Annotated in this window: 29 protein-coding genes; 16 read left to right on the forward strand and 13 right to left on the reverse strand. The window is 64.8% G+C overall.

Annotated elements, in window-relative coordinates; genetic code table 11:
- Nucleotides 1–59: 59 nt before the first annotated feature.
- The 3 genes from MXF70_RS15260 to MXF70_RS10445 form a co-directional block, all read right to left on the reverse strand.
- The gene (locus tag MXF70_RS15260; protein ID WP_259370349.1) at nt 60–194 is read right to left on the reverse strand and encodes a DUF7128 family protein; all 135 of its coding nucleotides are present in this window, start codon (nt 192–194) and stop codon (nt 60–62) included.
- A 118-nt stretch (nt 195–312) separates the two neighbouring features.
- On the reverse strand, nt 313–1,395 hold the full coding sequence (locus tag MXF70_RS10440; RefSeq protein WP_248515577.1) for a hypothetical protein: 1,083 nt from the start codon (nt 1,393–1,395) through the stop codon (nt 313–315).
- Between the two features lie 198 nt (nt 1,396–1,593).
- Nucleotides 1,594–2,136: a MaoC family dehydratase gene (locus MXF70_RS10445; protein ID WP_248515578.1), complete on the reverse strand. Its 543-nt coding sequence runs from the start codon at nt 2,134–2,136 to the stop codon at nt 1,594–1,596.
- A gap of 212 nt (nt 2,137–2,348) precedes the next feature.
- On the opposite strand from MXF70_RS10445, the gene MXF70_RS10450 reads away from it, so the two are divergent.
- From MXF70_RS10450 to MXF70_RS10460, 3 genes are all read left to right on the forward strand, one after another.
- Nucleotides 2,349–2,687 carry a thioredoxin family protein gene (locus MXF70_RS10450; protein ID WP_248515579.1) on the forward strand — a complete coding sequence of 113 codons (339 nt, stop codon included), beginning with the start codon at nt 2,349–2,351 and terminating at the stop codon, nt 2,685–2,687.
- Between the two features lie 88 nt (nt 2,688–2,775).
- Nucleotides 2,776–3,738 (forward strand): HpcH/HpaI aldolase/citrate lyase family protein, encoded by a 963-nt coding sequence (locus MXF70_RS10455; RefSeq protein ID WP_248515580.1) that lies wholly within the window; start codon nt 2,776–2,778, stop codon nt 3,736–3,738.
- Between the two features lie 121 nt (nt 3,739–3,859).
- Entirely contained in the window at nt 3,860–5,116 is a 1,257-nt protein-coding gene (locus tag MXF70_RS10460) for a Glu/Leu/Phe/Val family dehydrogenase (protein ID WP_248515581.1), read from the forward strand.
- Between the two features lie 49 nt (nt 5,117–5,165).
- On the opposite strand, the gene MXF70_RS10465 is transcribed toward MXF70_RS10460, so the two are convergent.
- Nucleotides 5,166–6,305 (reverse strand): acyl-CoA dehydrogenase family protein, encoded by a 1,140-nt coding sequence (locus MXF70_RS10465; protein ID WP_248515582.1) that lies wholly within the window; start codon nt 6,303–6,305, stop codon nt 5,166–5,168.
- A 138-nt stretch (nt 6,306–6,443) separates the two neighbouring features.
- Between MXF70_RS10465 and MXF70_RS10470 the strand changes: the two genes are divergently transcribed.
- A complete protein-coding gene (locus tag MXF70_RS10470) occupies nt 6,444–7,244 on the forward strand; it encodes an RIO1 family regulatory kinase/ATPase domain-containing protein (protein WP_248515583.1) in 801 nt (266 codons plus the stop codon).
- Between the two features lie 50 nt (nt 7,245–7,294).
- Here the strand turns inward: MXF70_RS10470 and MXF70_RS10475 are convergent, their stop codons facing one another.
- Nucleotides 7,295–7,954 (reverse strand): DUF6517 family protein, encoded by a 660-nt coding sequence (locus tag MXF70_RS10475; RefSeq protein WP_248515584.1) that lies wholly within the window; start codon nt 7,952–7,954, stop codon nt 7,295–7,297.
- Nucleotides 7,955–8,128: 174 nt separating this feature from the next.
- Between MXF70_RS10475 and MXF70_RS10480 the strand changes: the two genes are divergently transcribed.
- Nucleotides 8,129–9,124, forward strand: coding sequence for a radical SAM protein (locus MXF70_RS10480; RefSeq protein WP_248515585.1), 996 nt, complete (start codon nt 8,129–8,131; stop codon nt 9,122–9,124).
- 145 nt (nt 9,125–9,269) lie between these two features.
- Nucleotides 9,270–9,434, forward strand: a complete 165-nt coding sequence (locus MXF70_RS10485) for a hypothetical protein (RefSeq protein ID WP_248515586.1) — start codon at nt 9,270–9,272, stop codon at nt 9,432–9,434.
- Nucleotides 9,435–9,526: 92 nt separating this feature from the next.
- On the opposite strand, the gene MXF70_RS10490 is transcribed toward MXF70_RS10485, so the two are convergent.
- The 4 genes from MXF70_RS10490 to MXF70_RS10505 form a co-directional block, all read right to left on the reverse strand.
- Nucleotides 9,527–10,540, reverse strand: coding sequence for a glycosyltransferase family 4 protein (locus MXF70_RS10490; RefSeq protein WP_248515587.1), 1,014 nt, complete (start codon nt 10,538–10,540; stop codon nt 9,527–9,529).
- 83 nt (nt 10,541–10,623) lie between these two features.
- Nucleotides 10,624–11,814: a 3-dehydroquinate synthase II gene (locus tag MXF70_RS10495; RefSeq protein ID WP_248515588.1), complete on the reverse strand. Its 1,191-nt coding sequence runs from the start codon at nt 11,812–11,814 to the stop codon at nt 10,624–10,626.
- Between the two features lie 226 nt (nt 11,815–12,040).
- The gene (locus MXF70_RS10500; RefSeq protein ID WP_248515589.1) at nt 12,041–12,205 is read right to left on the reverse strand and encodes a DUF6757 family protein; all 165 of its coding nucleotides are present in this window, start codon (nt 12,203–12,205) and stop codon (nt 12,041–12,043) included.
- 156 nt (nt 12,206–12,361) lie between these two features.
- Nucleotides 12,362–13,192, reverse strand: coding sequence for a PHP domain-containing protein (locus tag MXF70_RS10505; RefSeq protein WP_248515590.1), 831 nt, complete (start codon nt 13,190–13,192; stop codon nt 12,362–12,364).
- A gap of 217 nt (nt 13,193–13,409) precedes the next feature.
- Between MXF70_RS10505 and MXF70_RS10510 the strand changes: the two genes are divergently transcribed.
- The 3 genes from MXF70_RS10510 to MXF70_RS10520 all read left to right on the forward strand — a co-directional run bounded on the left by MXF70_RS10510 (nt 13,410) and on the right by MXF70_RS10520 (nt 14,762).
- Nucleotides 13,410–13,697: a DUF5789 family protein gene (locus tag MXF70_RS10510; RefSeq protein WP_248515591.1), complete on the forward strand. Its 288-nt coding sequence runs from the start codon at nt 13,410–13,412 to the stop codon at nt 13,695–13,697.
- A 172-nt stretch (nt 13,698–13,869) separates the two neighbouring features.
- A complete protein-coding gene (locus MXF70_RS10515; protein ID WP_248515592.1) occupies nt 13,870–14,235 on the forward strand; it encodes a universal stress protein in 366 nt (121 codons plus the stop codon).
- Complete coding sequence (locus tag MXF70_RS10520; RefSeq protein ID WP_248515593.1) at nt 14,232–14,762, forward strand: GNAT family N-acetyltransferase; 531 nt, start codon at nt 14,232–14,234, stop codon at nt 14,760–14,762. The genes MXF70_RS10515 and MXF70_RS10520 overlap by 4 nt, the downstream gene beginning before the upstream one ends.
- Before the next feature lie 68 nt (nt 14,763–14,830).
- Here MXF70_RS10520 and MXF70_RS10525 read toward each other — a convergent pair whose 3' ends face one another.
- Nucleotides 14,831–15,292 carry a universal stress protein gene (locus MXF70_RS10525; protein WP_248515594.1) on the reverse strand — a complete coding sequence of 154 codons (462 nt, stop codon included), beginning with the start codon at nt 15,290–15,292 and terminating at the stop codon, nt 14,831–14,833.
- 147 nt (nt 15,293–15,439) lie between these two features.
- Here MXF70_RS10525 and MXF70_RS10530 point away from each other — a divergent pair, with 147 nt between their 5' ends.
- Both MXF70_RS10530 and MXF70_RS10535 read left to right on the forward strand, forming a co-directional pair.
- Complete coding sequence (locus MXF70_RS10530) at nt 15,440–15,883, forward strand: universal stress protein (RefSeq protein ID WP_248515595.1); 444 nt, start codon at nt 15,440–15,442, stop codon at nt 15,881–15,883.
- Between the two features lie 196 nt (nt 15,884–16,079).
- The gene (locus MXF70_RS10535; RefSeq protein WP_248515596.1) at nt 16,080–16,511 is read left to right on the forward strand and encodes a universal stress protein; all 432 of its coding nucleotides are present in this window, start codon (nt 16,080–16,082) and stop codon (nt 16,509–16,511) included.
- Between the two features lie 57 nt (nt 16,512–16,568).
- On the opposite strand, the gene MXF70_RS10540 is transcribed toward MXF70_RS10535, so the two are convergent.
- The gene (locus MXF70_RS10540) at nt 16,569–17,558 is read right to left on the reverse strand and encodes an aldo/keto reductase (RefSeq protein ID WP_248515597.1); all 990 of its coding nucleotides are present in this window, start codon (nt 17,556–17,558) and stop codon (nt 16,569–16,571) included.
- A 349-nt stretch (nt 17,559–17,907) separates the two neighbouring features.
- On the opposite strand from MXF70_RS10540, the gene MXF70_RS10545 reads away from it, so the two are divergent.
- Both MXF70_RS10545 and MXF70_RS10550 read left to right on the forward strand, forming a co-directional pair.
- Nucleotides 17,908–18,156, forward strand: coding sequence for an AbrB/MazE/SpoVT family DNA-binding domain-containing protein (locus tag MXF70_RS10545; protein WP_248515598.1), 249 nt, complete (start codon nt 17,908–17,910; stop codon nt 18,154–18,156).
- Nucleotides 18,146–18,514, forward strand: coding sequence for a PIN domain-containing protein (locus MXF70_RS10550; RefSeq protein WP_248515599.1), 369 nt, complete (start codon nt 18,146–18,148; stop codon nt 18,512–18,514). The genes MXF70_RS10545 and MXF70_RS10550 overlap by 11 nt, the downstream gene beginning before the upstream one ends.
- Before the next feature lie 50 nt (nt 18,515–18,564).
- Here MXF70_RS10550 and MXF70_RS10555 read toward each other — a convergent pair whose 3' ends face one another.
- Nucleotides 18,565–19,467, reverse strand: coding sequence for a Vms1/Ankzf1 family peptidyl-tRNA hydrolase (locus MXF70_RS10555; protein ID WP_248515600.1), 903 nt, complete (start codon nt 19,465–19,467; stop codon nt 18,565–18,567).
- 317 nt (nt 19,468–19,784) lie between these two features.
- Between MXF70_RS10555 and MXF70_RS10560 the strand changes: the two genes are divergently transcribed.
- The 3 genes from MXF70_RS10560 (at nt 19,785) to MXF70_RS10570 (ending at nt 23,462) form a co-directional block, all read left to right on the forward strand.
- On the forward strand, nt 19,785–21,314 hold the full coding sequence (locus MXF70_RS10560; RefSeq protein WP_248515601.1) for an aldehyde dehydrogenase family protein: 1,530 nt from the start codon (nt 19,785–19,787) through the stop codon (nt 21,312–21,314).
- 78 nt (nt 21,315–21,392) lie between these two features.
- The gene (locus tag MXF70_RS10565; protein ID WP_248515602.1) at nt 21,393–21,554 is read left to right on the forward strand and encodes a hypothetical protein; all 162 of its coding nucleotides are present in this window, start codon (nt 21,393–21,395) and stop codon (nt 21,552–21,554) included.
- A gap of 171 nt (nt 21,555–21,725) precedes the next feature.
- The gene (locus MXF70_RS10570) at nt 21,726–23,462 is read left to right on the forward strand and encodes a thiamine pyrophosphate-binding protein (RefSeq protein WP_248515603.1); all 1,737 of its coding nucleotides are present in this window, start codon (nt 21,726–21,728) and stop codon (nt 23,460–23,462) included.
- A 95-nt stretch (nt 23,463–23,557) separates the two neighbouring features.
- Here MXF70_RS10570 and MXF70_RS10575 read toward each other — a convergent pair whose 3' ends face one another.
- Nucleotides 23,558–25,018 (reverse strand): FAD-binding oxidoreductase, encoded by a 1,461-nt coding sequence (locus MXF70_RS10575; protein WP_248515604.1) that lies wholly within the window; start codon nt 25,016–25,018, stop codon nt 23,558–23,560.
- Between the last annotated feature and the right edge of the window lie 27 nt (nt 25,019–25,045).

Here is a 25,045-nt window from a genome sequence, read left to right on the forward strand (position 1 = left end):
CGCAGTAGTCGAGAGGGCGAGCACTGAGATCGCAGACCGAGAGCCAGCAGCTCGGGCTCCTACTGTATGTAGGATGGGCCCTCAGAATCGCAGTTCTCCTCGTGCTGGCTCGCGTCGTCCCGATCGTCGAAGAGTAGTCCACACTTCTCGCACTCGTACCACGTCATGTCGTCGCGCTCCGTTTGGACCACCATGCGTGACTATGACAGGTTCACGCCTATAGGCGTTTCTCCGGTCGGTGCGGGTAGTTCGGGGTCGAGTCCGCCTCGCTATCCTCTGCTGTCAGAGTAGGCCCAGCGACCAGCCCCCGTCTCAGATCGAGGTGTATCGGTTCCAGAAAATCTCGGTTACGCGATGTCGATCGTTGTAGGCCTCGACGCCTTCCCCCATGAGCCAGCGGAGATGGAGATCGTCGTAGAGCGTCGAGTGCGTGTAGTCGACGAACGTTGCGGGAATCACGAGCTCGCCGTCCTCGCGGACCGCGCTCGCGAGCACGGTGTAGGAGTGCTTGTGGCGCTCGTCGTAGACGCTGCCGGCCACCACCGGCGGCGACTGTTCGGTCGCTGGCACGGAGTGGAAGGCCTCGATCGAGCGGTTGACCAGTTCGGTGCAGAAGAGACCGGTGTTCTCGCCGTTGGCCAGCGCTTCGAAATCCGTCGGCGACTCGAAGTACTGCCGTAGATTGTGCGCGCCGAGAATGACGTTGTCCTGGATCGAGCCGGCGAGATACCGTGGAATGTCGTAGGAGCTGTATTTGCGAAAACCATGTTTGAGTCCGCCGATCAGCCCACCGGCATCGGTGGGAGGCACGTCGGCGAACTCGGCGACGAACTCGGCCTCAGGGCTGTCGAAAACGGGCCCGCGGAGCGCGTCGACGGTGTACGGCCTGGCCTCGGCGGCCGCTATCCGATCGAGGAACGCATCGGTCTGCGTGAACGAGTAGGTGACGTCGCCGTTGGCCAGTGCACCCATGTCCGCGTGGAGCTGGGCAAATGGCGCGCCGTCGAGATCGTACTCGGCGTCGATCCGCGCTGCGGCAGCGGTCGAATCCTCGATGGCGACGCCGTCGATCCGCTCGCCGTCGTCGTAGAGCCCCGCGGAGTCTCCATCCGCGCGGACGTCGTACGCACCGAGACTCGTGACGCCGGAGCGAACCGCGAAGCGCTCGTCGGCGAGCGTGCCGAGATCCTGTTCGAGGACGTTCGTGCCCGCGACGATCCCGTAGCCGAGCACGACGTTGTGGAGCGCTTTCCAGCCGCCGAGCCCGGCGCCCGCGCCAGTTCCGTAGGCCAGCGCCTCGCGTCTGCTAAGCCGAATCTCTCCATCGTCGTCGCGTACCTCCCCACGCAGACCCTGAACTACTCCGGAGATCGAGCCACTGTCCGCCTCTCCCACTACCCCATCCGCCTCGTTCACTACTCCATCCACATCACTCACTACTCGGTCCGCATCACCAGCCTCGGTGGCCGTAGACGGATCTGTCGACACGGCCGACTCCGTAGCATCGACGGCCGATCCAGGGCCGGTTTCGGACCGCTCTGCCATGGTGGCATACACCGGGCGCTACCCCTAATCGCTTGCGTTCGAGGGGTATCAGGGGGTCTCGTCCGGTCGCTTCTCGGAGAGAACCGTGCGCTCGAACGAGCAGACGAGTACTTCGCCGTCGTCAGTGGTCTCTCGTCCGCCGGTGGTGTCACTGTCGTCGATGGCCTCTCGATCGTCTGCCTCGTGGCCTTCCCCGGGGTCGACGACGAACGCCTCCACCTGCATGGTGACCACCCCGCGCTCGCCGTCGCTCGTCTCTCGGCGGTCCGTTACCGTCGACTGCGCGCGAAGCGTATCGCCGTGATATACTGGTGCGGGATGTTCGACGTCGTCGTAGCCAAGGTTCGCGACGATCGTGCCGTCTGTGGTCTCCGGGATCGATATCCCGACGGCGAGGGACAGAGTGTAGAGCCCGTTGACGATGCGCTGGCCGAACTGCGTCTCCTCGGCGAACGCGGCGTCGAGGTGGAGGGGCTGCTGGTTCATCGTGAGATCGCAAAACTGCTGGTTGTCCGATTCGCTGATCGTCCGGCGTTTGTCGTGACGGATCGTCTCGCCGACCGCGAACTCCTCGTAGTACCGACCGGGCATGCATTGGGCGACGGACGGGCGGGAGAAATCGGTTGTGGTGGATCAGCTGTCGTCTCCCGCGCGACCGACTTTTTGATGACGGTAGACCAGTGCCTCCTGATGCGTGGCTCTGGTTCCCTCCCACCTGATACGCCGCCCAGTTCGCTCTCGACCACCGATTCCACGGTTCCGGGAGCACGAGGGCCAAGGACCTGCGGGCCATAGCACTCTGTATGTCCACTGAATCGAAACCCCGCCGCGTCACTGTACCGGAGCTTCGGGAGCTCGTCGAAGCAGAGCCGCTCGTCCTGGCCGAGTTCTACACCCGAAGCTGTCCGGCCTGCGACGCCCAGGAGCCGATCCTCGGCGGCGTCGCTCGCGAACTCGATGGGGTCGTCGCGATGGTCGATCCGGGCGAGGATCTCTCCGCGCTCGAGACGTTCGGCATCCGAAGCACGCCCGGGTTCGTCAGGTTCGAGGAGGGAGCGCAAGCGGGAACGCTCGCGGACGGCGTCGTGGCGGCGGATCGACTGCTCGCGTTCGCACGCGGTGACGCCGCCGACGCTGCGTAACTCCAGTGGAACCGCGGACGACTCGGGTGGGGCGCCCCAACCAACGGCCGGGCGTGGACTTACGGTCGTGCCGTTCGAGAGACCGACCATGGCTCGTCGTAGCGTTCTGTTCACTCCAGGGGATCGCAGAGCGATGCTCGAAGGTGCGCCGGATACCGGCGCAGACGTCATCGTCTTCGACCTCGAGGACGGCGTCGCGCCCGATCAGAAAGCCAGCGCTCGTGCAACCGTTCGCTCGGTGCTCGCGGACGATTCGTTCGATCCCGATGCGGAGTGTCTCGTTCGCGTCAATCCGATCGGCGGCGGTTCTGTGACTGCCTCCCGGGAGGGGGATGAGGCGGAGGAGGCGAAGGTGGAGACCGAAAAGGGGCGGGAGATGGTGGCGAAGCGGGAGTGTGCGTACGTCGCGGACGTTCGTGCGCTGGCGCCGGTGAGCGACGCGGTCGACGGTGTCGTCCTGCCGAAGGTTCGATCCGGTTCGGACGTCAGGCGAATCGGTGGCGAACTCCGGTCCCACGGGCTTCCACGAACCGTGTTTGCGCTCGTCGAGACTGCCGCGGGAATCCAGCAAGCTCCCGCGATCGCCGAGGCTGGCGCGACCGACGCGCTCGTGATCGGCACGGAGGATCTCGCGGCTGACGTCGGCTCCTCGCCTGCAGACGATCGACGGGAGAGCTCCTACGCACGCCAGCGCGTGGTTACCGCGGCAGCGGCAGCCGGCGTGGACGCGATCGATACGCTCTGGACGTCGTTCGAGGACGAGGACGGTCTCAAATCGGACGCGACCGATGCCGTCGCGCTCGGGTTCGATGGAAAACTCGCGATCCATCCCGCGCAGGTCCCGATTCTCAACGAGGCGTTCACGCCGAGTGCCGAACAGCGCGACTGGGCGGGCCGCGTGCTCGCCGCTCGCGAGGAGGCAGATGGTCAGGGTGCGTTCGCCGTCGACGGTGAGATGATCGACGCACCGCTGATCGCGAGGGCAGAACGGATCGTCGACCGGGCACGAGCAGCCGGGCTATCGGTCTCGATTTCCACCGACGCGGAATAATATTCCTAATACAATTTTAGGCGATAATTGTCCAGTATATTGGGGTCTGACGGCTTCTTTTCCGAACATTCGCTACATATGGTTCGTCACGCTTATGAGTGAAACCCGAGACCCTCCACGTATGTCGAACGAGGTCAATCCGTTCGAAAGCCTCCAAGAACAGATCGACGACGCGGCTGTCCATCTCGACGTCGAGGATGGACTCGTCGAACGGCTGAAAAATCCAGAGCGAATTCTCGAGACCAACCTCACGTTCGAGCGTGACGACGGTGGCCTCGAGACCGTTCGGGCCTACCGCTCTCAGTTCAACGGCGACCGTGGCCCCTACAAGGGCGGTATTCGCTACCACCCGGGTGTCACGCGAGACGAGGTCAAGGCCCTCTCGGGCTGGATGGTCTACAAGTGTGCGACCGTCGGGATCCCCTACGGTGGCGGCAAGGGTGGCATTTCGATCGACCCCGGCGAGTACAGCGAGGACGAGCTCGAGCGGCTGACCCGTTCCTTCGCGAAAGAGCTGCGCCCCATCATCGGAGAGGACCGAGACATTCCCGCGCCGGACGTCAACACCGGCCAGCGGGAGATGAACTGGATCAAGGACACCTACGAGACCCTCGAGAACACTACGGAGCCCGGCGTCATCACCGGGAAGAATCTCGACAGTGGCGGCAGCGAGGGTCGCGTCGAGGCGACTGGGCGATCTACCGTCCTCGCTGCGCGTGAGGCATTCGAGTATCTCGGCCGCGACATCGCCGACGCGACCGTTGCAGTCCAGGGCTATGGGAACGCCGGCTGGATTACGGCGAAGCTCGCCGACGAGCTGGGTGCGACGGTCGTCGCTGTTTCTGACTCCTCTGGCGGCGTCTACGCCGAGGACGGACTCGACCCCGTCGCCGCGAAAGATCACAAGCGCGAGACCGGCAGCGTCGCCGGTTTCGCCGGCGCCGACGGGGAGATCAGCAACGACGAGCTCCTGACTCTCGACGTCGAACTGCTCGTTCCGGCCGCACTCGAGAACGCAATCGACGCCGATCTGGCAGAGGAGGTCTCCGCAGACGTCATCTCGGAGGCTGCCAACGGTCCCCTGACGCCTGACGCAGACGACGTTCTCACGGACGAGGACGTCCTCGTCGTCCCCGACATCCTCGCGAACGCCGGCGGCGTCACCGTCTCCTACTTCGAGTGGGTCCAGAACCGCCAGCGGTTCTACTGGTCCGAGGAGAAGGTCAACGACGAGCTCGAGACGATCATCGTCGACGCGTTCGACGATCTGATTGCAGCCTACGAGGAGAAGGATCTCGCGAACCTGCGCACGGCGGCCTACGTCGTCGCGATCCAGCGCGTCATGGACTCCTACGACCAGGCTGGCACCTGGCCCTGAGATCGCGGTTTCCCTGCTCCGTCGTTTTTTCTTTTTCGTGCCGGCGTCCTCAGAGTCCGAGCTCTCGCCCGAGCACCAGATGCTGAATCTCGCTGGTCCCCTCACCGATCTCCATCAGTTTCGCGTCGCGGTAGAATCGCTGTGGGGCGAAGTCCTCGGTGTACCCGTACCCGCCGAGCACCTGGACGGCGTCTTCGGCGACCTCGCGGGCTGCCTCCGAAGCGTCGAGCTTCGCGAGCGCGGACTCGTCGACGACGCGCTCGCCCTGATCGTAGCGCCACGCGGCTTCGTGGGTCAGGAGTCGTGCGCGGTGGGTCTTGCGATGCATCGCGACGATCATATCGCGGACGGCGTCGAACTTCGAAATCGGCTGGCCGAACTGCTCGCGCTCGACGGCGTACTCCTTCGCGGCTTCGAATGCACCCTGGGCGAGGCCGACCGATAGCGACGCGATCGAGATCCGTCCGCCCTGGAGGGTTTTCATCGTCTGGTTCCAGCCCTCTCCCTCCTCGCCGAGCAGCCGGTCCTCGGGGATCCGGACGCCGTCGAGCTGTACCTCGCAGGTCGGCGAGGCGTTGAGCCCCATCTTGTCCCAGACCGTCGAGATCGAGAAGCCGTCGTCGTCGGGCGAGACGATGAACGTCGAGATGCCGTCGTAGCCGGAGTCGGGATCGGTGACCGCCTTGACGAGCACCGAGTTCGCGACGCTCGCGTTCGTGATGAACTGCTTCGTGCCGTCGAGTACGTACTCGTCGCCGTCTTTCGTCGCCGTCGTGTTCATGTCCGAGGCGTCCGAGCCGCTGCCGGGCTCGGTCAGTGCCCATGCGCCCATGCCCTCGCCGGATGCGAGGGGTTCGAGCCACTCCTCCTTCTGGGCCTCGGTGCCGAAGAGTTCGATGGGTTTCGATCCCAGCGAGACGTGTGCTGCGTAGGAGAGCCCGACCGAGCCAGAGACCCGCCCCAGCTCTTCACAGACGAGGGCGTACATGAACTGATCACCGCCGAGACCGCCGTACTCCTCGGCGATCGGGACGCCCATGACGTCGAGCCGTCCCAGTTCGTCGAAAATCTCCTGCGGAAACCGGTGTTCGTCTTCGATCTCCTGTGCGATCGGCTCGATCTCGGCCTCGCAGAAGTCCCTCACGCTGTCGCGCATCATGCGGTGCTCGTCCGGCAGGGAGAAGTTCATGAACGATCGTTATCGGGGGTGGGCAAAAAGGCAGCGCCCTCGGACGGCTCTGTCTCAGCCCAACTGGGAATGGGCTCTCGGATACCCTTCAGATCCCTCCCTAGCAACAATTTTACCGGTACCCGCCGTTCGACCGGTGTGAACGTTCGCCAGCTCGTCCGGGGAACCGTGGAGTGGTCGGCTCTGGAGGCCATCGGAGCCGAGCTCGCTGCGCGCTCCGACGGCGACAGCGTCCGGATCGAGTTCATGGACGCCGACAACTGGCTCTCGACGCCGCTCGTCGTCGACGAGCAGTGGTTCGTGAAGGTGATCACGCCACAGAACGCCCGCGTGCACGGCGTTCTCACCAGCGCTCGTAACCTCGGGATGTTGACCAGCGGGACGGAGGGTTTCTTCGCGCGCTTCGACGGCCCCTTCGAGATGGGCGAACACGAGATCGAGGCGACCCGGAAGATGCGGGAGATAGGCCTCGACGCGCCCGAGCCCGTCGAGGTGTTCGAGGAGGCCGGGCTCGGAGTCGTCGTCCTCGAGTACCTCCCCGACTACCGAACCCTCGGCGAACTGGCGACCGAGGAGCTCGATTCGGTCGCAGAAGCGACCTGTGCCGCGCTCGCGACGATGCATGAGAACGGTCTCGCCCACGGCGATTTCCGTGAAGAGAACGTCCTCGTGGTGGACGGCGCTCCGTTCTTCATCGACGCAACTCTCGTGGAAGCAGAGGGACTCAGCGACGCTCGGGCGTACGATCTCGCCTGCCTGCTGGCGGTGCTCGCTCCGCGGATCGGGGCCGCCCGGACGGTCGAGATCGCGATGGAGTGTTACGACGTCGAGACCGTCGTCGACGCCAGCAGCTATCTGGATTTCGTCAACCTCCGGCCGGACCACGAGTTCGACGTCGCACTGCTGAAAGGCGAGATCGACAAGGCAGCAGACGCGTAAAGTCGGTCGATCCGTCTGGGCCCGCTCGCCCGTCTGCCGTGCAGATCGATTTATCCGTCGTGCTCGACGCCGCCGAGGAGCGTGAAGTAGTGCTCACGCTCGGAGTCGGCGATGCGCTGTGGATACGCTCCGTAGGTGAGGGCGTAATCGCCGTTCGAGCCCACGGCCTCTGTCACCTGCAGCTCGATGTCGATTTCGGCGCCGGTGGCGTGTTCTGCTGTGCCGGTAAAGCGAGTGACCGTGGTCGATTTCCCCAGCAGCGTCGCCGTCTGCTCGTCCTGCGCTTCGAGGTTTCCAAAGCCCTCGTAGCGGTCTTGTACCGTCTCCACGAGGTCTTTCGTGCTCATATCGTCGATAGGGTTGAACGTCTGACCGAGCACCTTGGCTTTCGGCGTGGTGATCGCAGTGAACGTCGTCGCGCGCTGTTCGCCGCCGAGTAAGGAGAGGTCGATCGTCCGGTCGTACTCGACGTACCAGTTGCTGACTTCGACGGTGCGGCTACTCCCACCCGCCTCGAACTTTCGCTCGAGGGTTTCCTCGCGCTGGCGCTGTTTCTGATAACCAGTCTCGGTGAGCGCCGCGTTGGAGACGCTCGGCTTGGTCGCCGAAAAGGAGAGGTCGTCGTCTCCGAGGATGAAATCAAGACAGCCGGCTGATGCGACGAGTCCGGCGCTCGCGCCTGCTGCGAGCAGTGAACGGCGTGTGTGCATTACAATTTGGTACTCTCCCGATACTTGAATACTCTGTGGGTGTCACGGGGTGAGTGCCATTCACCGTGGCGTGCCCGGGCCAGCCAGTGCCTGACTCGTCCGACTGGCCGATGTTTTCGCCCCGCAGCTACGCTCCGTGGCGCTTTTGCCTCTGTGGCGGGTATCGACGGTCGAATGATCTCCGAGGGCTGCGAGCAGTGTGCCAAAGGCGGCAAGATGGTACTCTTCGTCTATGGCTACTGTGACGAGCGCGATTGCTTCTACTGCCCGCTCGGGGAGAACCGGAAGAACGTCACCGACGTCTACGCCAACGAGCGAAAGGTCGAGTCCGACGAGGACGTCCTGGAGGAGGCCCACCGGATGGACGCGCTGGGCTCCTCGATCACCGGCGGGGAGCCCCAGGAAGCGCTCGGGCGGACCTGCCACTACCTCGAACTGCTGAAGGACGAGTTCGGCGAGGATCACCACACGCATCTCTACACCGGGATCCCCGGCGGCCGCGAGAACATGCGACGGCTCGCCGAAGCCGGTCTCGACGAGATCCGCTTCCACCCACCTCTCGAGAAGTGGGGCGATCTCCACGGAACGGAGTGGGAGGACATCCTCTACATCGCTCGTGAAGAGGGGCTCACGCCCGCCTTCGAGATCCCCGGCATCCGCGCGGAGCAGGAGTTCCTCGAGTTCCTCGATGAGGGCGCCGCGGACTTCTGTAACGTCAACGAGTTCGAACTCAGCGACGGCAACTACCGACGGATGCAGGAAGAAGGATTCGAGCGGAAGGAAGATCACATGAGCGCCGTCGCGGACACGCGCGATGAAATTCTCGAGCAGATGGGCGACCACGAAAAGGTCTACTTCTGTACCTCCGTGTTCAAGGACGCCGCCCAACATCGTCGCCGCCTCAAGCGAATCGCCCGCAACGTCCGGCGGCCGTTCGACGACGTCACCGACGACGGGACCCTCGTGTACGGCAAGGCGTGGGTAGAGCCGAGCCGCCTGGACGCGCTCGGCGTGCCCGAGGAGTTCTACACGGTCAAATCCGACCACGTCGAAGTCGCGTGGTGGCTCCTCGAGGAGATGGTCGCGGAGGGTGATCTCGACGAGGGTGAGATCGTCGAGCAGTATCCGACAGTAAAAGGCACTGTCGTCGAGCGGACGCCGGTAGCGTAGGGCCGCTGACCGGTCGTCACGGTCTGGTGACGCGAAGAACAATCGCTGCCGTGGGTCCGGTGTACACCGAGACGCACGCGAGCCATACAAATGCGGACACCGCTGCGACCGTAGCCTCTTTTACAGTACTGCCCACAGAGTACCTATGGTCGAATTATTGTTGCACTCCGGCACCGGACATCCGGAGCTTGCCTGGATCGTCGTTGCCTGCATCCTCGCGCTATCGCTGGGACTTGCGATCGGCGCACTCTCCGATCGGATCCGCTCCCTGTTCGTGACTGAGCGATCGGAAACGCCAGATAGCGACTAGTCCCCTTTTCGCCGCGAGTAGCCTCGTACTACGTTTCCCGAACCTCGAACAGGTCGGTAACGACGAGATTCTGGCCTGATCGGCGACGCCAGTCAGGCGCGTCCGTCGACGAGTTCTTCATAGGGCGTGACGAGCTGATCGCCGACGGTGTCCAGCGAGAACTGCTCACTGGTCCGTGCCGCCGCCGAACCGATCGCGTCGCGTCGCTCCGGGTCCTCGCAGAGCTCTCGAAGGGGTTCGACGAACTCCTCGTCGGCCTTGAGACAGTCTTCACCGTCGTCGAGCCACTCGTAGGTCGGGATCGAACGGATCACCGGGGGTTTCCCACAGTGCATCGCTTCGAGCAGCGCCATCCCCTCGTTCTCGTTCTTCGAGGGCCAGAAGAAGACGTCCCCGGCAGCAGGTGCACCGCGTGGATCCTCGATGTAGCCGGTGAACGTGCAGTTCTCCGGCGAGTTGGCGACGAGCTGTCGCGTCTCTCGGGGCTGGAGATACTTGTCGAGCGTCCCGCCAGCGGGGTTGATGTACCCGAACCAGACGAAGTCGAGGTCGGGCATTGCGCGAGCGGTCTCGACGAACGTCCGGAGGCCCTTGCGCTTGATCACGTGGCCGAACATGAACACGACCGGCGGCTCCAGGTTGTAGCGCTCCAGATACTCCGCTCGGAGCTCAGGATCGTCCCAGCCCTCGAAGCGATCGGCGTCGAACCCGTTCGAGATTACCGTTGAGGGCGTGTCCGTGTACTCGGCGATCACGTCCTGATTGTGCGCTGACGGACAGATCAGGTGGTCGGCCTGTGAGTAGCCGTAGGCAAGATAGGGCCGGAGCGGCTTCGCGAGGACGTTCGAGAAGACGAAACTCTCCCGAAAGTCCGCGGCAGTGTTGTGGGTGTGAGCGACGACGGGGACGCCAGCTCGTCTCGCTCGTTTGGCGTAGTAGATCGACCGTGGCCCCATATTGTTGAGGTGGAGCAGATCTGCCTCGAGCGTCGGCTCGGTCGTATACTCGACCCCGCGGCGATCGAGAATCGTCCGCTGATTGTTGACAGACTGGGCGAAGCCGCCGGTGATCGCCCCCTCCCACTCGAAGTAGTGGCTAACCTTCATGGATCGGTGTCGCGGCCTGGGCGTCGCGGTCTCGAATTTGAGTGCCCTTCGGCGGCGGCCCTCACAATCGTCGACGAGGGTCGCTACTTCTCGATGATCGATTCTTCGACTGCCTCGCCGAAGTGGCGGGCGGAGTCCTCGGAGTACAGCAGTACCTCGTCACCTTCCTCGACGTCCGTGATGGCCGTGCGGCCGTCTTTCGTCGGCACCTTGATCGTCTCGGCGTTCTGGAGGAGGGTCTCGACGCGGTCGACGCCGTCGTCGGTCTCGATCTCCGCTTCGAGACGGAACATCGGGCGCTGTTCGATCTTGGCTCGGCCGACGACCGCCTCTCGCGTGTTGCCGTCAGTATCGACGACCTGCACCTCGTCGCCACTCTCCAGTTCGGAGAGGTACTTCGTGCCGCCGCCAGGCGTTCGGACGTAGGCGTGGACGGCTCCGGCGTTGACCCGGAAGGGTCGCGACGCGACGTAGGGTGATTCGGCGGTCTCCGCGTGCACGAAGAAGAGTCCCCGGCTCATCGAGCCGACGAGCATCCCCTCGTCGTGTTCGAGGAGCTGTCCCGTGTCCACGCAGACGCGGTCGGCCGATCCAGCGCGCTCGATACCCGTGACTTCTGCCCACTGCAGGTCGAGCGTTTCGCGCTCGGACTCGTCGCGAACGGCCACGGTTCGGCGGATCTCGTCGGGATCGGAGCTGTCGAGGAGGACGGCGTCGGCGCCGATTTCGAGGGTCTCGTAGGCCGTTCGAGCTTCCTCTGCCTCGGTGACGCCAGCGATCAGCGTCGTCTCGTCGCCGATCCGGGCGATGAGATTCTCCAGGGGGATGATCTGCCAGTTCTCTCCGATGACGATCGTGTACTCGGCGTCCTGGGCGGCGGCCTCTGCGAACCCTTCGTAGTCCGAGTCGAAGATGCGGACGTACGAGCCGTTCGCGCGGTCGTCGTCCCGTCGGAGGGTCGAGAGATCCGCGGAGCCGGAGAGGTCGTTCGGGAGGTCGACGGTGCCGTCTCCCTCGCCGTCCTTGCCAACGATGTACGCGTCGGCGGTGGCGCCGGCGTCGCCGTCGCCCTCCGCGTCGTCGATCATCGCTGCGTCGCCGCCGGTGGCGAAGGCTGCGACGTTCACGTCGCCCAGTTCCTTTACGCGTCCAACGTCCTGTTCGTCGACGAGGACCCAGTCCACGCCGGACTCGAGACCGGCGGTGATCCGTCGTTTTCGCTCGTCCCAGTCGCCGACGTCTTCGTCGGCCTTCAGCCAGACAGATCGCGTCATGTCGCCGACTGCGCGGGCGGGTGGCTTGAACGTGGCGGAACCGTCAGGCGTGGCCACTCGGTCGTGAGCCTGCGACAGAACTAGCCGTCTGAAAGCCGGGGCTAACGTGCGCGAGCAGCGTGATTGACCGATGTCGGTGGTACTTACGTGTACCTGACGACAGGTGACATGGGAGAGAACAGGTATCTGCGAGCAAACGAGGACTGAATCGTTCCGATACGAGTGGCTACTCCTGGCGATCGACGTCCACCCGTTCGCGGATGGACTCCAGCGTGTCGGCCTCGGCGAGTTCCTCGATGCGCGTCTGGAAGTGATCCTCACAGAGGCCGACTTTCACCCCCTCAGACTCCGCCGCGTATGCGGCGGGTTTCTCGCAGTAGTGGCACTGCATGGACGATCGTAGGCGACCGGGTGGTTTCAAGGCTACGTTGTGGAACGTCTCTGCGAGACGAGCGACGTCTGGGTCTGATTGCCGTCCTCAGGGCGTATCACCGTGTTCGACGCGGGCGTGGCTGGTCGGTCAGTTTCCAGGCCTGTTTGCGGCGACTCAGCGGAGTTCGAGGGCGACCCGTTCCCACCCGGATTTCCCGAGGCCGGCGACTCCCAGTTCGGTCCCGTGGGCGTCCGAGCCACCAGTCGGAATTAGGTCGTAGCGCTGGATCGCTCGCTCGACTGGCGCAGTCGACGGCTGGCGAGCGGGATCGACCGGCCGTTCGTAGGGGTAGCAAAGCTCCACGGCGTCGAGCTCGCTCGCCAACGAGAGCGCGGCGGCCGGATCGTCGTATCTGAGCGGATGGGCGAGGCCGACGAGCGGACACGCCTCCGCGAGGAGTGCACGCCCTCGTTCGAAGCTCGGGACGTCCCGCGCGACGTAGCAGGGGCCACCGTCTCCGATGAGTTCGTCGAACACGCGTTGCACGTCGAACTCCAGCTCCGGGTGATCCGCGACTGCGCGCGCAACGTGAGGTCGGCCGATCCCTGGACGAGACTCCACGTCGAGATCGACGCCGAGGTGCTCTTCCACGCGCTCTACGATGCGAGCGCCACGCTCGATGCGATCTTGCTGGATGCGCTCGCATTCGGATTCGAGCGCAGGTGTCGGGTCGAGCCCGTAGCCCAGCAGGTCGACGCGCTGGCCGGCGACCGGTTCGTCGGCGTGGTCGCCGGCGGATTGCACCTCGACCCGGAGTTCGATGCCGTGAACCACGGTCACGCCGCCGACGTCCGCCACTGGCCGGTCGAGCTCTGGGTGTGGTCGATCGTGATCCGTGATGGCGACGACGTCGACTCCCGCACGTCTAGCTGCCCCGGGAATGTCTTCGACCCGTAGCTCCCCGTCGGAGTTCGTCGTGTGGACGTGCAGGTCCGCAACGACCATGTCACCTTCAGGGGTTGCATTGGCCAAGGACGTTCCGGATCACCCCGGGGCCTGACGTCGGCTTCGCTGCTGTCGGTCCCTCTGCCGGTGTGTCACTTGACGGCCTGGGGCTCTGGGACCGGGCAGACAACTATCATTAAGGTCCATTAAAGAATATGTACACTCAAAGGTGCCTAGCAGCCAAGATTTATCATGGTCGTTCATGTGTTATTGCTTGATGATCCCGACAGCCACCGATGCGAACATGGACGACGAGCAGTATCCGCTGACGACGAGCGAGTTCCTGGAGCGATACGGCGACGTCGAACTGGAGATCCAGAACGGGACCGAATGCATCGCTGATGCCCTCGAAACGCTCGACGAGGAGGTCTACGAGTCCGCCGAAGATGCTCGCTACGCTGTCTATTCCGGCGTCTCTCACCGCGCCGTCGGCCGCCGGTTCTACAGCGACCGCGATCCGACGCCGCCGGGCTCCCCGATCGGGCCCGATCAGGTCTCCTTCTAGCGGTCACGCCTGTTTCCGGGGCACGAACGGCTCCCAACAGTGGACCAGGGGATGTCCGAAAAGACTGAGCCGATTCGTAGTGAGACAGGAGTCGCTCTATCGGCCGAGCGCCGTTATCGTCCCGGGCGTCCGAGGGAACCACTTTTGCCGGGGCCCGTTGAAACCACCGTCGATGCACGTGCTGGTCGGTGTCGAGGGGAGCGAGGAGTCCGGTCGGGCGCTGGAGGGCGTCCTCGAGCGCGCAGCGGACGCTGGGGACGAACTCACGGTCGCGGTGTTCGCCCTCGGCGAGCAGTCACTCGACGACGTTGAGTCGTCGGTCCGTGAGCAACTCGCCGACGCTGCCGTGTCGTGGTCGATCGAACGTATCACCGCCGACCATCCCGCGAGCGCGCTCGTCGAACTCGCCGAGTCTGGACCGTACGAACAGCTCGCGATCGGTGGCGGACAGCAGAGTCCGATGGGGAAGATCGAACTGGGCTCGACGACTGAGTTCGTCCTTCTGAACGCACAGCTATCGGTGAGACTCGTACGATGACCGGGCGAATCTATCCGGACGAACCAGCTGGTCCGTTCCCTGGACCTCCACGGGAGATGGACGACGCCGAGGGCCGACGGATCACGTTCGAGGTCGTCGAGGACGCAGACACCGAGCCGATCGTCGAGATGTACGTCGCGTTCGATCCGGCCGACCGCGCGCAGGGGATCCCGCCGTCCCAGGAGGACCGAATCCGCTCCTGGCTCGACACGTTGCTCGAGGAGGGGCTGAACGTCCTGGCGTGGGACGACGAGGACGTCGTCGGTCACGCAGTGCTCATGCCCGACGACGATGGCTGGGAGCTCGCGATCTTCGTGAACCAACCCTATCAGGGCGCCGGAATCGGGACGGAACTGATCCAAACGCTGCTCGGATACGGCGCCGAGGAGGGCGTGGATCGGGTCTGGCTGACCGTCGAGCGGTGGAACCGGCCGGCGATCGCACTCTACAAGTCCGTCGGCTTCGAGCCCAGCGACGCCGAGAGCTTCGAGATGGAGATGTCGCTCCTGCTGGCTGGCGTCGAGTAGTCCGAGAAGGGCGATAGCAACACAGAGGTGATGCGCGATCCGCTATTTGCGCTCGTAGAATCTCGTTTTCAGACGGAGAGCACCGGCTGACTCGCGTACAACAGCACGTACTCCGCGGCTTTGGCCAGCGTGTCGCGCTCGTCTTCGCGCTGGTCTTCACGCGGGATGACGAGGAAGTCCGCACCGATCTCGTCGGCCGTGTCGAGAATCACGCTTCCGGGATGCTGAGTCTTCTTGGTCTGTGAAAAGCCATACGCGACGGTTGCGTCGAGTGATACGCCCGCGGCGCTCGCCGTTTCGGCCAGCCCATCCAGATAGGATTTGGTCTCCTCCGCGACGGCATCGTGGTCGACCGCGTCGCGCTCGATCGCCCGTGTAACTGCCTCGGCGAGCACGTAGACGGCAGCCACGTCTGCGTCGTAGCGGTCCGCGACCGCGATCGCGTACTCCGCCGCTTCGGTGGCCTCCTCGGTACCGTCGACCGGCACCAGTACCGTCTCGACCGACAGCGGTGCGTCCTCGGGCGCCATGGATGGTTCTCGCCCGCGGTCGGCAAAAAACCACCCGACCGACGCCGGCGGATCCGGACAGCTCTGGCAAATATCACCGGCGTCCCGGTCCCCTCACCGTCTCTCGAGGCAGAACGACTTTGATCCCCCCTCCCGAATCGTGCTTCCATGGAACGCGCACTCGTCGTCGTCGAGGCTACGGAAGCTACGAAGAATCTGGTCGCCGAAGCCGCAGAGCTCGCACATGGTGCGGGCGCAGAGCTCCGTCTGCTCTACGTCACGTCCGACGAGGAGTTCGAGGAGCGTCAGGGCGAACTCTCCTCGATCCCCGGCATCAACGTCGATTACGGCGTCGCAAAGGGCGTCGAGGAGGCCGAAGGGTTCGCCCGCGCGGTCGGCGAGGAGGTCCTCGGGGCGGACGGCGAGTTCACTGCCGTCGGACGCATCGGAGACGACGAGACGGAAATTCTCGCGGAGGCCCGCTCCAACGACGCTGACCACATCTTCGTCCACGGGCGACAGCGCTCGCCTGCAGGCAAGGCCGTCTTCGGCGACCTCGCACAGGCCATCATCCTCGGCTTCGATGGCCCCGTCACCGTCACCACGAGCTGATCGGGTCTTTTCCGTCGGTCTGCAGCCGTTTTTCCTCCACCCCTCTCATACGCTTCCCTTCAAACCTCATACGCTTCCCTTCAAACTCTCTCTTTAGTTGCCATTCTTATTCCACTTCGACGCCGAGCAGCCGCTCCCTCGACCCGCTCGGCCGACGACCGGTGGCTTTTCCACGACTCCCCCGAAACGAGTGGCTATGATCGAGACCGTCGCGATCGCGACCGACGGATCCGAGAGCGTCTCCCGCTGCGTCAACGTCGCGCTCGACCTCGCGGAGCGTTTCGAAGCCGACGTTCACGCGCTCTCCGTCGTCGACGAGACCGAAGTCGACTCGTCGCCGGATCGGCTTCGCGACGAGCTTCGCGCCGCGCTGGAATCGGACGCCGAGCGGGCAGTCGACACCGTCCTAGCGGCGACGGATCGAGAGATTACGCCGGCAGTGATCGAGGGTCGGCCGGCCGACGCCATCGCCGACTACGCTCGCGAGCACGACGTCGACGTCGTCGCGACCGGGACGCGCGGGCGTCACGGTGAACATCGGTTCCTGATCGGCAGCGTTGCCGAACGAGTGGTCCGAACCTGCCCGGTGCCGGTGCTTTCGGTTCGACAGCTCAGCGCCGAGGAGTAGCCTTTCGAGGAGACGGGGCAGGCGGGGAGTGACGATCGATGCTCTGTGGAGTGACAGTTACCAGCGGTGGTGGACGTGCTCGGCGACGAACTCTTCGTAGACGTCCCGAATGGCGCCGTGTACTTGATTCGACAGTCCCGGCTGATCGGAGACGGCAGCGTTGGCCTCGACGTGTGTCGGCGAGGTCGTTCCGGGGATAACCGTCGAGACCTGCCGGTGGTCCAGTATCCAGCGCAGGGTCGCTTCCGCGGTCGTCCGGTCGTCGGGAAGGTGGGGCTCCATCGCGTCGAGCGCGTCGTGGCCGACGTCGTAGGGGACGCCCGCGAACGTCTCGCCGACGTCGAACGCCTCGCCCTCGCGGTTGAAGTTCCGATGGTCGTTCTCGCCGAACTCGGTGTCCCGATCGAGCGCTCCCGTGAGGAGTCCCGACGCGTACGGAACTCGGACGATGATCCCGACGTCGTAGCGGTTCGCCGCCTGGAAGAAGCGCTCCCGCGGTCGCTGGCGGAACGGGTTGAAGATGATCTGGACGGTGTCGATCACGTCGTACTCGATGGCTTTCTGCGCCTCCTCGACCCGTTCGACGCTGACGCCCGCGTTGTCGATCAGCCCGTCGTCCTGAAACTGCTCTAGCATCTCGAACGTCTCGGGTTGATAGTAGGCGTCAGTCGGCGGACAGTGAAGCTGGAGGAGGTCGATCGTGTCGACGCCGAGATTCTCGCGGCTACGTTCGACGTGCGGGCGGAGCTCCTCGGCGTTGTAGCGGCCGGCCTCGTGGGGGTCGAGTCGTCGACCGGCCTTCGTCGCGACGAAGACGTCGTCGGCCTCGCGTTCTTCCAGAACGTGGCCGATGTGCGACTCGCTGGCGCCGTCGCCGTAGACGTCGGCCGTGTCGAGGAAGTCGATCCCGGCGTCCAGTGCCGATCGCACGACGTCGCGAGCCGTCTCGTCGGGCACTTCGCCCCACGCTCCGCCACCGATGTTCCACGTGCCGAGGCCGACGTCCGATACGTAGCGATCCGTCGAACCGAGTCGTCGATGGTTCATGGATGATCCTTCGACCGCCCTGGGTTTCAATGATGTCGTCCCGGTACGCCGTGCATCGATCACGCCGAACGCTCCGAGTGGGGTCTCGGTGTTGGGTCGTGTATGGGTCTGTGAGCACGGTCTCGGAGCGGTATCTGGCGGATCGGTCTCCTCGTGTGAGGCTCTCCCCCGCAGCGAACTGATCGTCCTCCTTCTCCGATCTGCGTTACAATTCGTCAGTCACCGGGGCATCTGACCGCAGGTGATCGTGTGGGAATAGTATCTCAAAATGGGATACTACAGAGTAATGGGTATTTTGGCGCTAATGGGAATAGAACTAAGTAGGCCCACTGAGTTGCTGTACATGGGCATGGGAGTCGAGCGGAGCACTGACAAGCGAGGGAGAATCACGATTCCCAGCGATCTCCGCGAGCGGTTTGGCGATCGGTACCGCGTCGTGGAACTCGACGACGGGATCAAGCTCGTCCCCATCCCAGAGAATCCGATCGAATCGCTACGGGAGTCGGGCAGCGACGAACTACGCGAGGCCTCCGCGGCGGAGCTGCGCGCGGCGGCGCGCCAGCGGGGAGACGCGGAGGCCGAAGAGCATGTACGCTGACCTCTCGGTCTGGCTCGCCCTCTTCACCGAGGACGAGTCCAGGGCCAACCGGGCGGCGTCACTGCTCGCCGAGCACGAGGACGATCTGCAGGTGTCGCTGGTGACGTTCGTGGAGCTGTTTTTGATCGAGGAGTCGTACCCCTTCGACCGCGAACGAGCCGTGACCGCGATGTTGGATCTCGCGGAGTTCGACGACGATCCGGCGGTGCTCTATCGAGCGTCCCGATACCGGGAGCAGGGTCGCCCTACCTTCGAAGCGTTCCACGCTGCAATCGCCGACGAGCGTGGCATTCCGGGCGCAACGGGAGATAGTGGAGCGGAGACCACGTGGTTGCAGCTGGATCAGACGATGGACTAGGGGAGGAAACGAAAGCGGAGTAGCGGGAAACCGCCGTCAGCGATCCGAACTCAGATCAGATACAGTTTCGTCTGCCAGAAGTCTTCGAAGGCGTCGTCGAGTGCGGCTTCGGGTTTCCCGGAAGCGTCGACGGCTGCGCTCGCCTTGGCATCGACTCGATCGTCCAGTGCGTCCAGGGCACCTCGATCGCCCGTGAGATAGAGCGTCTCGACGTCCCGGCTCTCGAGAGCGTCCGCTGCTGCGTCGAGGTGCTCGTCGATCTGGGCGTCCCGCCTGCGCTCGAAGCGGCCCTGGGAGAAACCGCCTTTCGAGTGATCGCCCTTGACGTCGCTCTCGAACCCCTCGAAGGAGAGCCGTTCCTCGCCGCGGTATTCCCCGAGCGCGAACACGTCCGAGCGCACCAGCGCGAAGGCGAAGCTCCCGGTAGGCAGGTAGTTCGATCGGTCGACGTCGAATGTCGCGTCCCACCTGATCTCGGAATCGGGGAGGACCGGCGGACGCAGTGCGACGCTGATCAGTCGATCCTCGTCTGCGAGTGCGATACAGGGCGCTGCCCGTTCGAGGAGCGACGTTCTGTCGCCGAACTGGTCTCGTAGCTCGTCGGGGACCGGATCCCGGACGACGGCAGTCAACGCTCCGTCGGGGGGCGCGTCGACGCTCTGTAGCCGGTCGAGGATCCGCTCGGTCGCCCGGCGATCGAGCGTGCGCCGACCGCGGTAGGACAGCTCTCGCTCGCCGTCGCGGAGGCGATCGACGGTCCCCTCTAGCTGGGCGATCCTGTCTTCGAGATCGTTGACCTGCTCCTGGGCCGCCTGTCGGTCGGTGACGGCGTCGGCGCGCCGTCGCTTCTCCGCTTCGAGTTGCGCTTCGAGGTGCTCCTGTTGCTCGCGGGCCGCCTCGAGTTCGGACTCGAGCTCCGAGACGGTCCCGCCGCGGAGCAGCCGATCGAACATGGCGGAGTGCGGGACCGCGAGTCACTTCCCTGTTCCGGGCCCGACCGAGCTACGACTGCAGACTCCATCGATCATCGTGCTGTGAGAGTATCCGACCAGCATGCCCGGGAGGGGCCACCCACTTTGCCTGAGCGGCCGTCGCTCTGTGCTAGTGCGCCCCGGTCCTGCACCGGCGTGCTCGGACCTCCGCTCCAGAACCGCTGCGAGATCGCTGTACGGCCGGGTGTACGATTGCGCGCCCCAATGTACACACATTCCGAACGCCGGCTGGTGATAGACGGGTGGATTTTTCACGCTCAGACCAAAATACTGCAAGTATGTCGTCCCCTGGAGATACCTACGGACATTACGTCGACGGCGAGTGGATCGACGGCGCAGGATCGGAAACCTTCGACAGCGAGAATCCGGCAACCGGAGACACGCTGGCGAGCATCCAGCGCGGCACCCCGGACGACGTGCAGGCTGCAGTAACGGCTGCCGAGGACGCCTACGAGGAGTGGCGCGCGCTCTCTTACATCGACCGCGCCGAGTACCTCTGGGACATCTACCACGAGCTTCGCGACCGGCACGAGGAGCTCGGCGAGATCGTCACCCAGGAGTGTGGCAAAGAGATTTCCGAGGGCAAAGCCGACGTCACCGAGGCCTGGCACATGGTCGAGTGGGCCGCGGGCAACGCCCGGCATCCACACGGCGACGTGATCCCCAGCGAGATCGCCGAGAAGGACGCCTACATGCGCCGGAAACCGCGGGGCGTCGTCGGCTGTATCACACCGTGGAACTTCCCGGTCGCGATTCCCTTCTGGCACATGGCAGTGGCGCTCGTCGAGGGCAACACCGTGGTCTGGAAGCCGGCCGAGCAGACGCCGTGGTGTGGCCAGGTCATCGCGGAGATGTTCGAGGACGCCGGTATCCCCGACGGCGTGTTCAACATGGTCCAGGGCTACGGCGACGCCGGGAACGCAATCGTGCAGGACGATCGCGTGCCGACGGTGTTGTTCACCGGCTCGGTGGAGGTCGGCCAGTCCATCGCCGAGGAGATCGGTGGCCAGCCCGGCCGCGACGTTGCGCTGGAGATGGGCGGCAAGAACGCCATCGTCGTGACCGAGAAGGCAGATCTCGACATCGCCGTCCACTCCGCGGTGATGAGTTCGTTCAAGACGACAGGCCAGCGTTGCGTCTCTGCCGAGCGCCTGATCGTCCACACCGACGTCTACGACGAGTTCAAACGCCGGTTCGTCGACCTCGCCGAGTCCGTCGCCGTCGGTGATCCGCTCGACGAGGAGACGTTCATGGGACCAGCGATCGACGAGCGACAGGTCGAGAAGGTCCACGAGTACAACGAGCTGGCACGCGAGGAGGGCGCGAACGTCCTCGTCGATCGCGCCGACCTTGCGGACGACGAGATTCCGGACGGTCACGCGAGCGGCAACTGGGTCGGACCCTTCGTCTACGAGATCGGATACGATCCGACGCTGCGCTGTCTCAAAGAGGAAGTGTTCGGTCCCCACGTCGCGCTGGTCGAGTACGAGGGGGACATCGAGGACGCCGTCGAGATCCACAACGACGTCCCCTACGGGCTCGCCGGCGCTGTGATCTCGGAGGACTATCGCCAGCTCAACTACTACCGCGATCACGCCGAGGCCGGGCTCGCGTACGCGAATCTCCCCTGCATCGGTGCCGAGGTCCACCTGCCCTTCGGCGGCGTCAAGAAATCGGGCAAGGGCGCGCCGAGTGCCCGCGAGGTCATCGAGTCCGTCACGGACCGGACCGCCTGGACGATGAACAACGACGAGGGCATCGCGATGGCGCAGGGACTCTCCGCGGACATCACGACCGAGGACGACTGACGGGCTCTGGATTGCCCTCCCTCGGGGGCTACTGCACCGTCCCCTTCCTATATTTGCGCGTAGTTTGAACCAATTTCTATGCGTCTCCTCCAGAACCATGCCGCCACGATACTCGCCCTCGTCCTTGCCCTCCCGGTGATTGCCTACACCATCCTCACACCGACGAATATTCTGATCACACTCGTCCTCGCAAACGGCCTCCTCGGCATTGGAATCTGCCTCGATTATTACGTTCTGTGACCGTCCATCAGACGATGGCTCGTTTGAACAGCGTGAGTAGTGCAACCGATCAGCGTCGATGCTGCCGCATCTGTCCACTCCAGCAGGCTGAATAGCACTCTTCCGGCAGACAGTATTGCTGAGGCCCTGTCACGCGGTACCATTTTACCCCCGTGTCGTGTTGACACGCCTATGAATGAGCGGACCGGCAGCGATCTGTTCGTCGACGCGCTCGAGCGCTACGGCGTCAGCCACATTTTCGGCAACCCTGGCACCACGGAGCTGCCGATCGTCGACGCGACCGAGCGCAGCGACCTCGAGTACGTCCTGGCCGCGCACGAGGACATCGCGACTGGGATGGCTGCCGGCTACGCGAGCACCAGGCGCTACCACGCCGACGAAGCCGGTGGTCGCGGTGGCGAACCGGGCGATCGGGCGGATCCGGCCGAGGACCGTGCGGTGCTCCCGCTGGGCGTCGCGAATCTTCACCTCGCGCCCGGGCTCGCACACGGCCTCGGGAATGTCTACGGCGCGTCCGTGGCTGGTGCGCCGCTGCTCGTGACGGCTGGCAACCACGCGCGCCATTTCGAACACGAGGAGCCACTGCTGACGGGCGATCAGGAGGCGCTCGTCGACCAGTGGACGAAGTGGTCGGCGACGGTGAAAGACGTCGAGGCGCTGCCGACGATGCTCCGGCGTGCGGTGCGGACCGCGCTTACGCCGCCGACCGGGCCGGTCTTCCTCTCGCTCCCGGTCGACGTGGCGATGGCCGAGACTGACGCTGCGATCGAGCGACTGGGCCCGATCCCGACGGCCGGTCGTGGCGACGAGGCGCAGATTCAGCGGGCCGCGGATCTCGTGGCCGATGCCGACGACGTGGTGCTCGTGGTGGGAGACGGCATCGCGCGAAGTGGCACTGACGCGATCGACGCCGCGGTCGATCTGGCCGAGGCCGCGGGTGCGCGGGTCCACGCGGAGATCCTCGCGTCCGAGATCGATTTCCCGACCGACCACGACCAGTTCGTCTCCTACGTACCGCCCGACGAAGATCTCGCGCGGAATCTGTTGGGCGCAGACGTGCTCTGTCTCGTCGGCTGCTCGACGAACACGACGCTCACCCACCGAGAGGGACCGCTGGTGCCCAAGGAGACGACCTGCATTCACGTCGGCGACGACGCCTGGGAGCTGGGGAAGAACCAGCCGGCCGACGCCGCGGTAATCGGCGATCCCGGCGAGGTCGCGGCCCAGCTCGCCGATCGAGTGGCCGAACGCCTCGACGACGCGACGCGCGAGGAGCGTCTGACCGACGTCGCCGCGCAGAGGGAGTTCGTCGGGGCGAAGATGGACCAGATTGGCGAAGACGACGCGCCCGACGATCCTCGGGCATCGAAGGCGGCGCTCGCGGATGCGTTGGAGGCCGTCGCTGGCGACGCGTTCGTCGTCGACGAGGGCGTGACGTCGAAGTACGCGATGCTCACGCGCTGGGAGTTCGCACCCGAGCAGTACGTCTCCAACAAGGGCGGCGGTCTCGGCTACGGCCTCCCTGCATCTGTCGGCGCGGCGATCGCCGAGAGTCAGCGAGGCGATCCCCGTGACGTCGTCGGATTCGTCGCGGACGGTTCCTATCTCTACTACCCCCACTCCATCTACTCGGCAGTCCGGCAGGGCGTCGATCTGACGGTCGTCATTCCCGACAACCGCAACTACCGCATCCTGGCGGACAACGCCGCACACCTCCTCGGTGGTGAGGGCGACGACTACGAGTGGGACAGCATCCGGTTCGATCCGCCGGTGGACATCCCGACGAACGCGGAGAGTCACGGTGCAACCGGCCATCTCGTCGAGACGCCCGACGAGCTCGACGAAACGCTGCGCACGGCCTATGGCAGCGAGGGCGTCGACGTCGTGGACGTGCTGGTCCACGACTGAGTGGAGGTTGGACCACGACTGAGAGGAGGTTGGACCACGACTGAGAGGAGGATCGACAACGCGAACATCGCGACCTTCTGCGACCTCCTCGCCGACTACTCCTCTGGCACGTCCGCTCTGACGCGCTCGCCCTCGGCCGTCTCCGGGAAAATCTTCCCGGGATTCAGCGTGTCCGTCGGATCGAGCGCTCGCTTGATCGCGCGCATGGCCTCGACGGTCACCTCGCCGTGTTCGGCCACGAGAAATTCGCGCTTGCCGAGGGCGATGCCGTGCTCGCCGGTCGCGGTGCCGCCGACGTCGATGGCGCGCTGGACGATTTCGCTGTAGAGTGCCTCGCCGCGCTCGACCTCGTCCGGATCGTCGGGATCGACGAGAACGGAGTAGTGGACGTTGCCGTCGCCCGCGTGCCCGAAACAGGGAACGAGGAGATCCTCTTCGGCGGCGCGCTCTTTCGCGTACTGGATCAGCGGACCGTACTCGCTGATCGGTACGGTGACGTCGCCGGGGTGGAGCGGTTCGAGGTCGGGATCGTAGGAGCGGACCGCGAAGGCGAGGTCCTTGCGGGCGCGCCAGAGGTCGTCCATCCGGTCGTCGTCGGCGATCTCGAAGCGCTCGACTCCGTGCGCCTCGAAGATCGACTCGCAGAATGCGATCTCTTCCTCGATTCCGTGGTCGGCGTGGAACTCGACGAAGACCATCGGCTCGTCTGGGAGGTCGGCGCCGGTGTAGGCGTTGGCCATCCGAGCGCTCTCGGCGTCGATCAGCTCGATCTTCGCCACGTCGACGCCGGACTGGACGGCGTCGGTGACCGCTGCCGTCGCGTCGTCGAGCGTGGGGAACAGTGCGCGGCCACCGCGGATCTGTTCCGGGCGTCCGGCGAGTTCGAGCGTCGCGCTCGTCACGACGGCGAGAGTACCTTCGCTTCCGATCAGGAGGTCGCGGAGATTGTAGCCCGAGGAGGTCTTGACGGCCCTGCTTCCCGCGGTGATCACCGAGCCGTCGGCGAGCACCGCTTCCAGTTCGAGCACCCAGTCGGCGATTTCGCCGTACTTGACCGTCTGCATCCCGCTGGCCGAGTTCGCGATCATACCACCGATCGTCGAGATGTCGCCGGAGGAGGGGAGCGGCGGGAAGAACAGGCCGTGTTCGCCGGCCGCCTCCTCGATCGCTGGACCCATCACGCCCGGCTCGACGTCGAGCTGGTGGTCCTCGGGTCGGACCTCGAGAACGCTGTCCATCCGTGTGAGGTCCATACTGATCCCGCCGTGGGCGGGGACCGGGTTCCCCTCCAGACTGGTGCCGGCAGCGTATGGCGTGACGGGAATCCCGTGCTCTGTCGCGCCCGCCAGCACAGCGGACACCTCCTCGGTCGTCTCCGGCCATACGACCGCGTCCGGTGCAGTCCCGTCGTCCGTTCCCCAGTCGGTGGCGTGGGCGTCCCGAACGTCGTCACTCGTGGTGATGGCGTCCGCTGGAAGCGCGTCCTCGAGAAAGGGTAGGTCGTGAGACGTGTGGTCGTCGACGGCGTCATCGTCGACCGTGTCATCTGGTGGCATGGGGCCAGCCACGCGCTCCGGGGACAA

It is taken from the genome of Salinarchaeum laminariae (assembly GCF_023204835.1).
In the GTDB taxonomy this organism is placed as follows: Archaea; Halobacteriota; Halobacteria; order Halobacteriales; family Salinarchaeaceae; genus Salinarchaeum; species Salinarchaeum laminariae.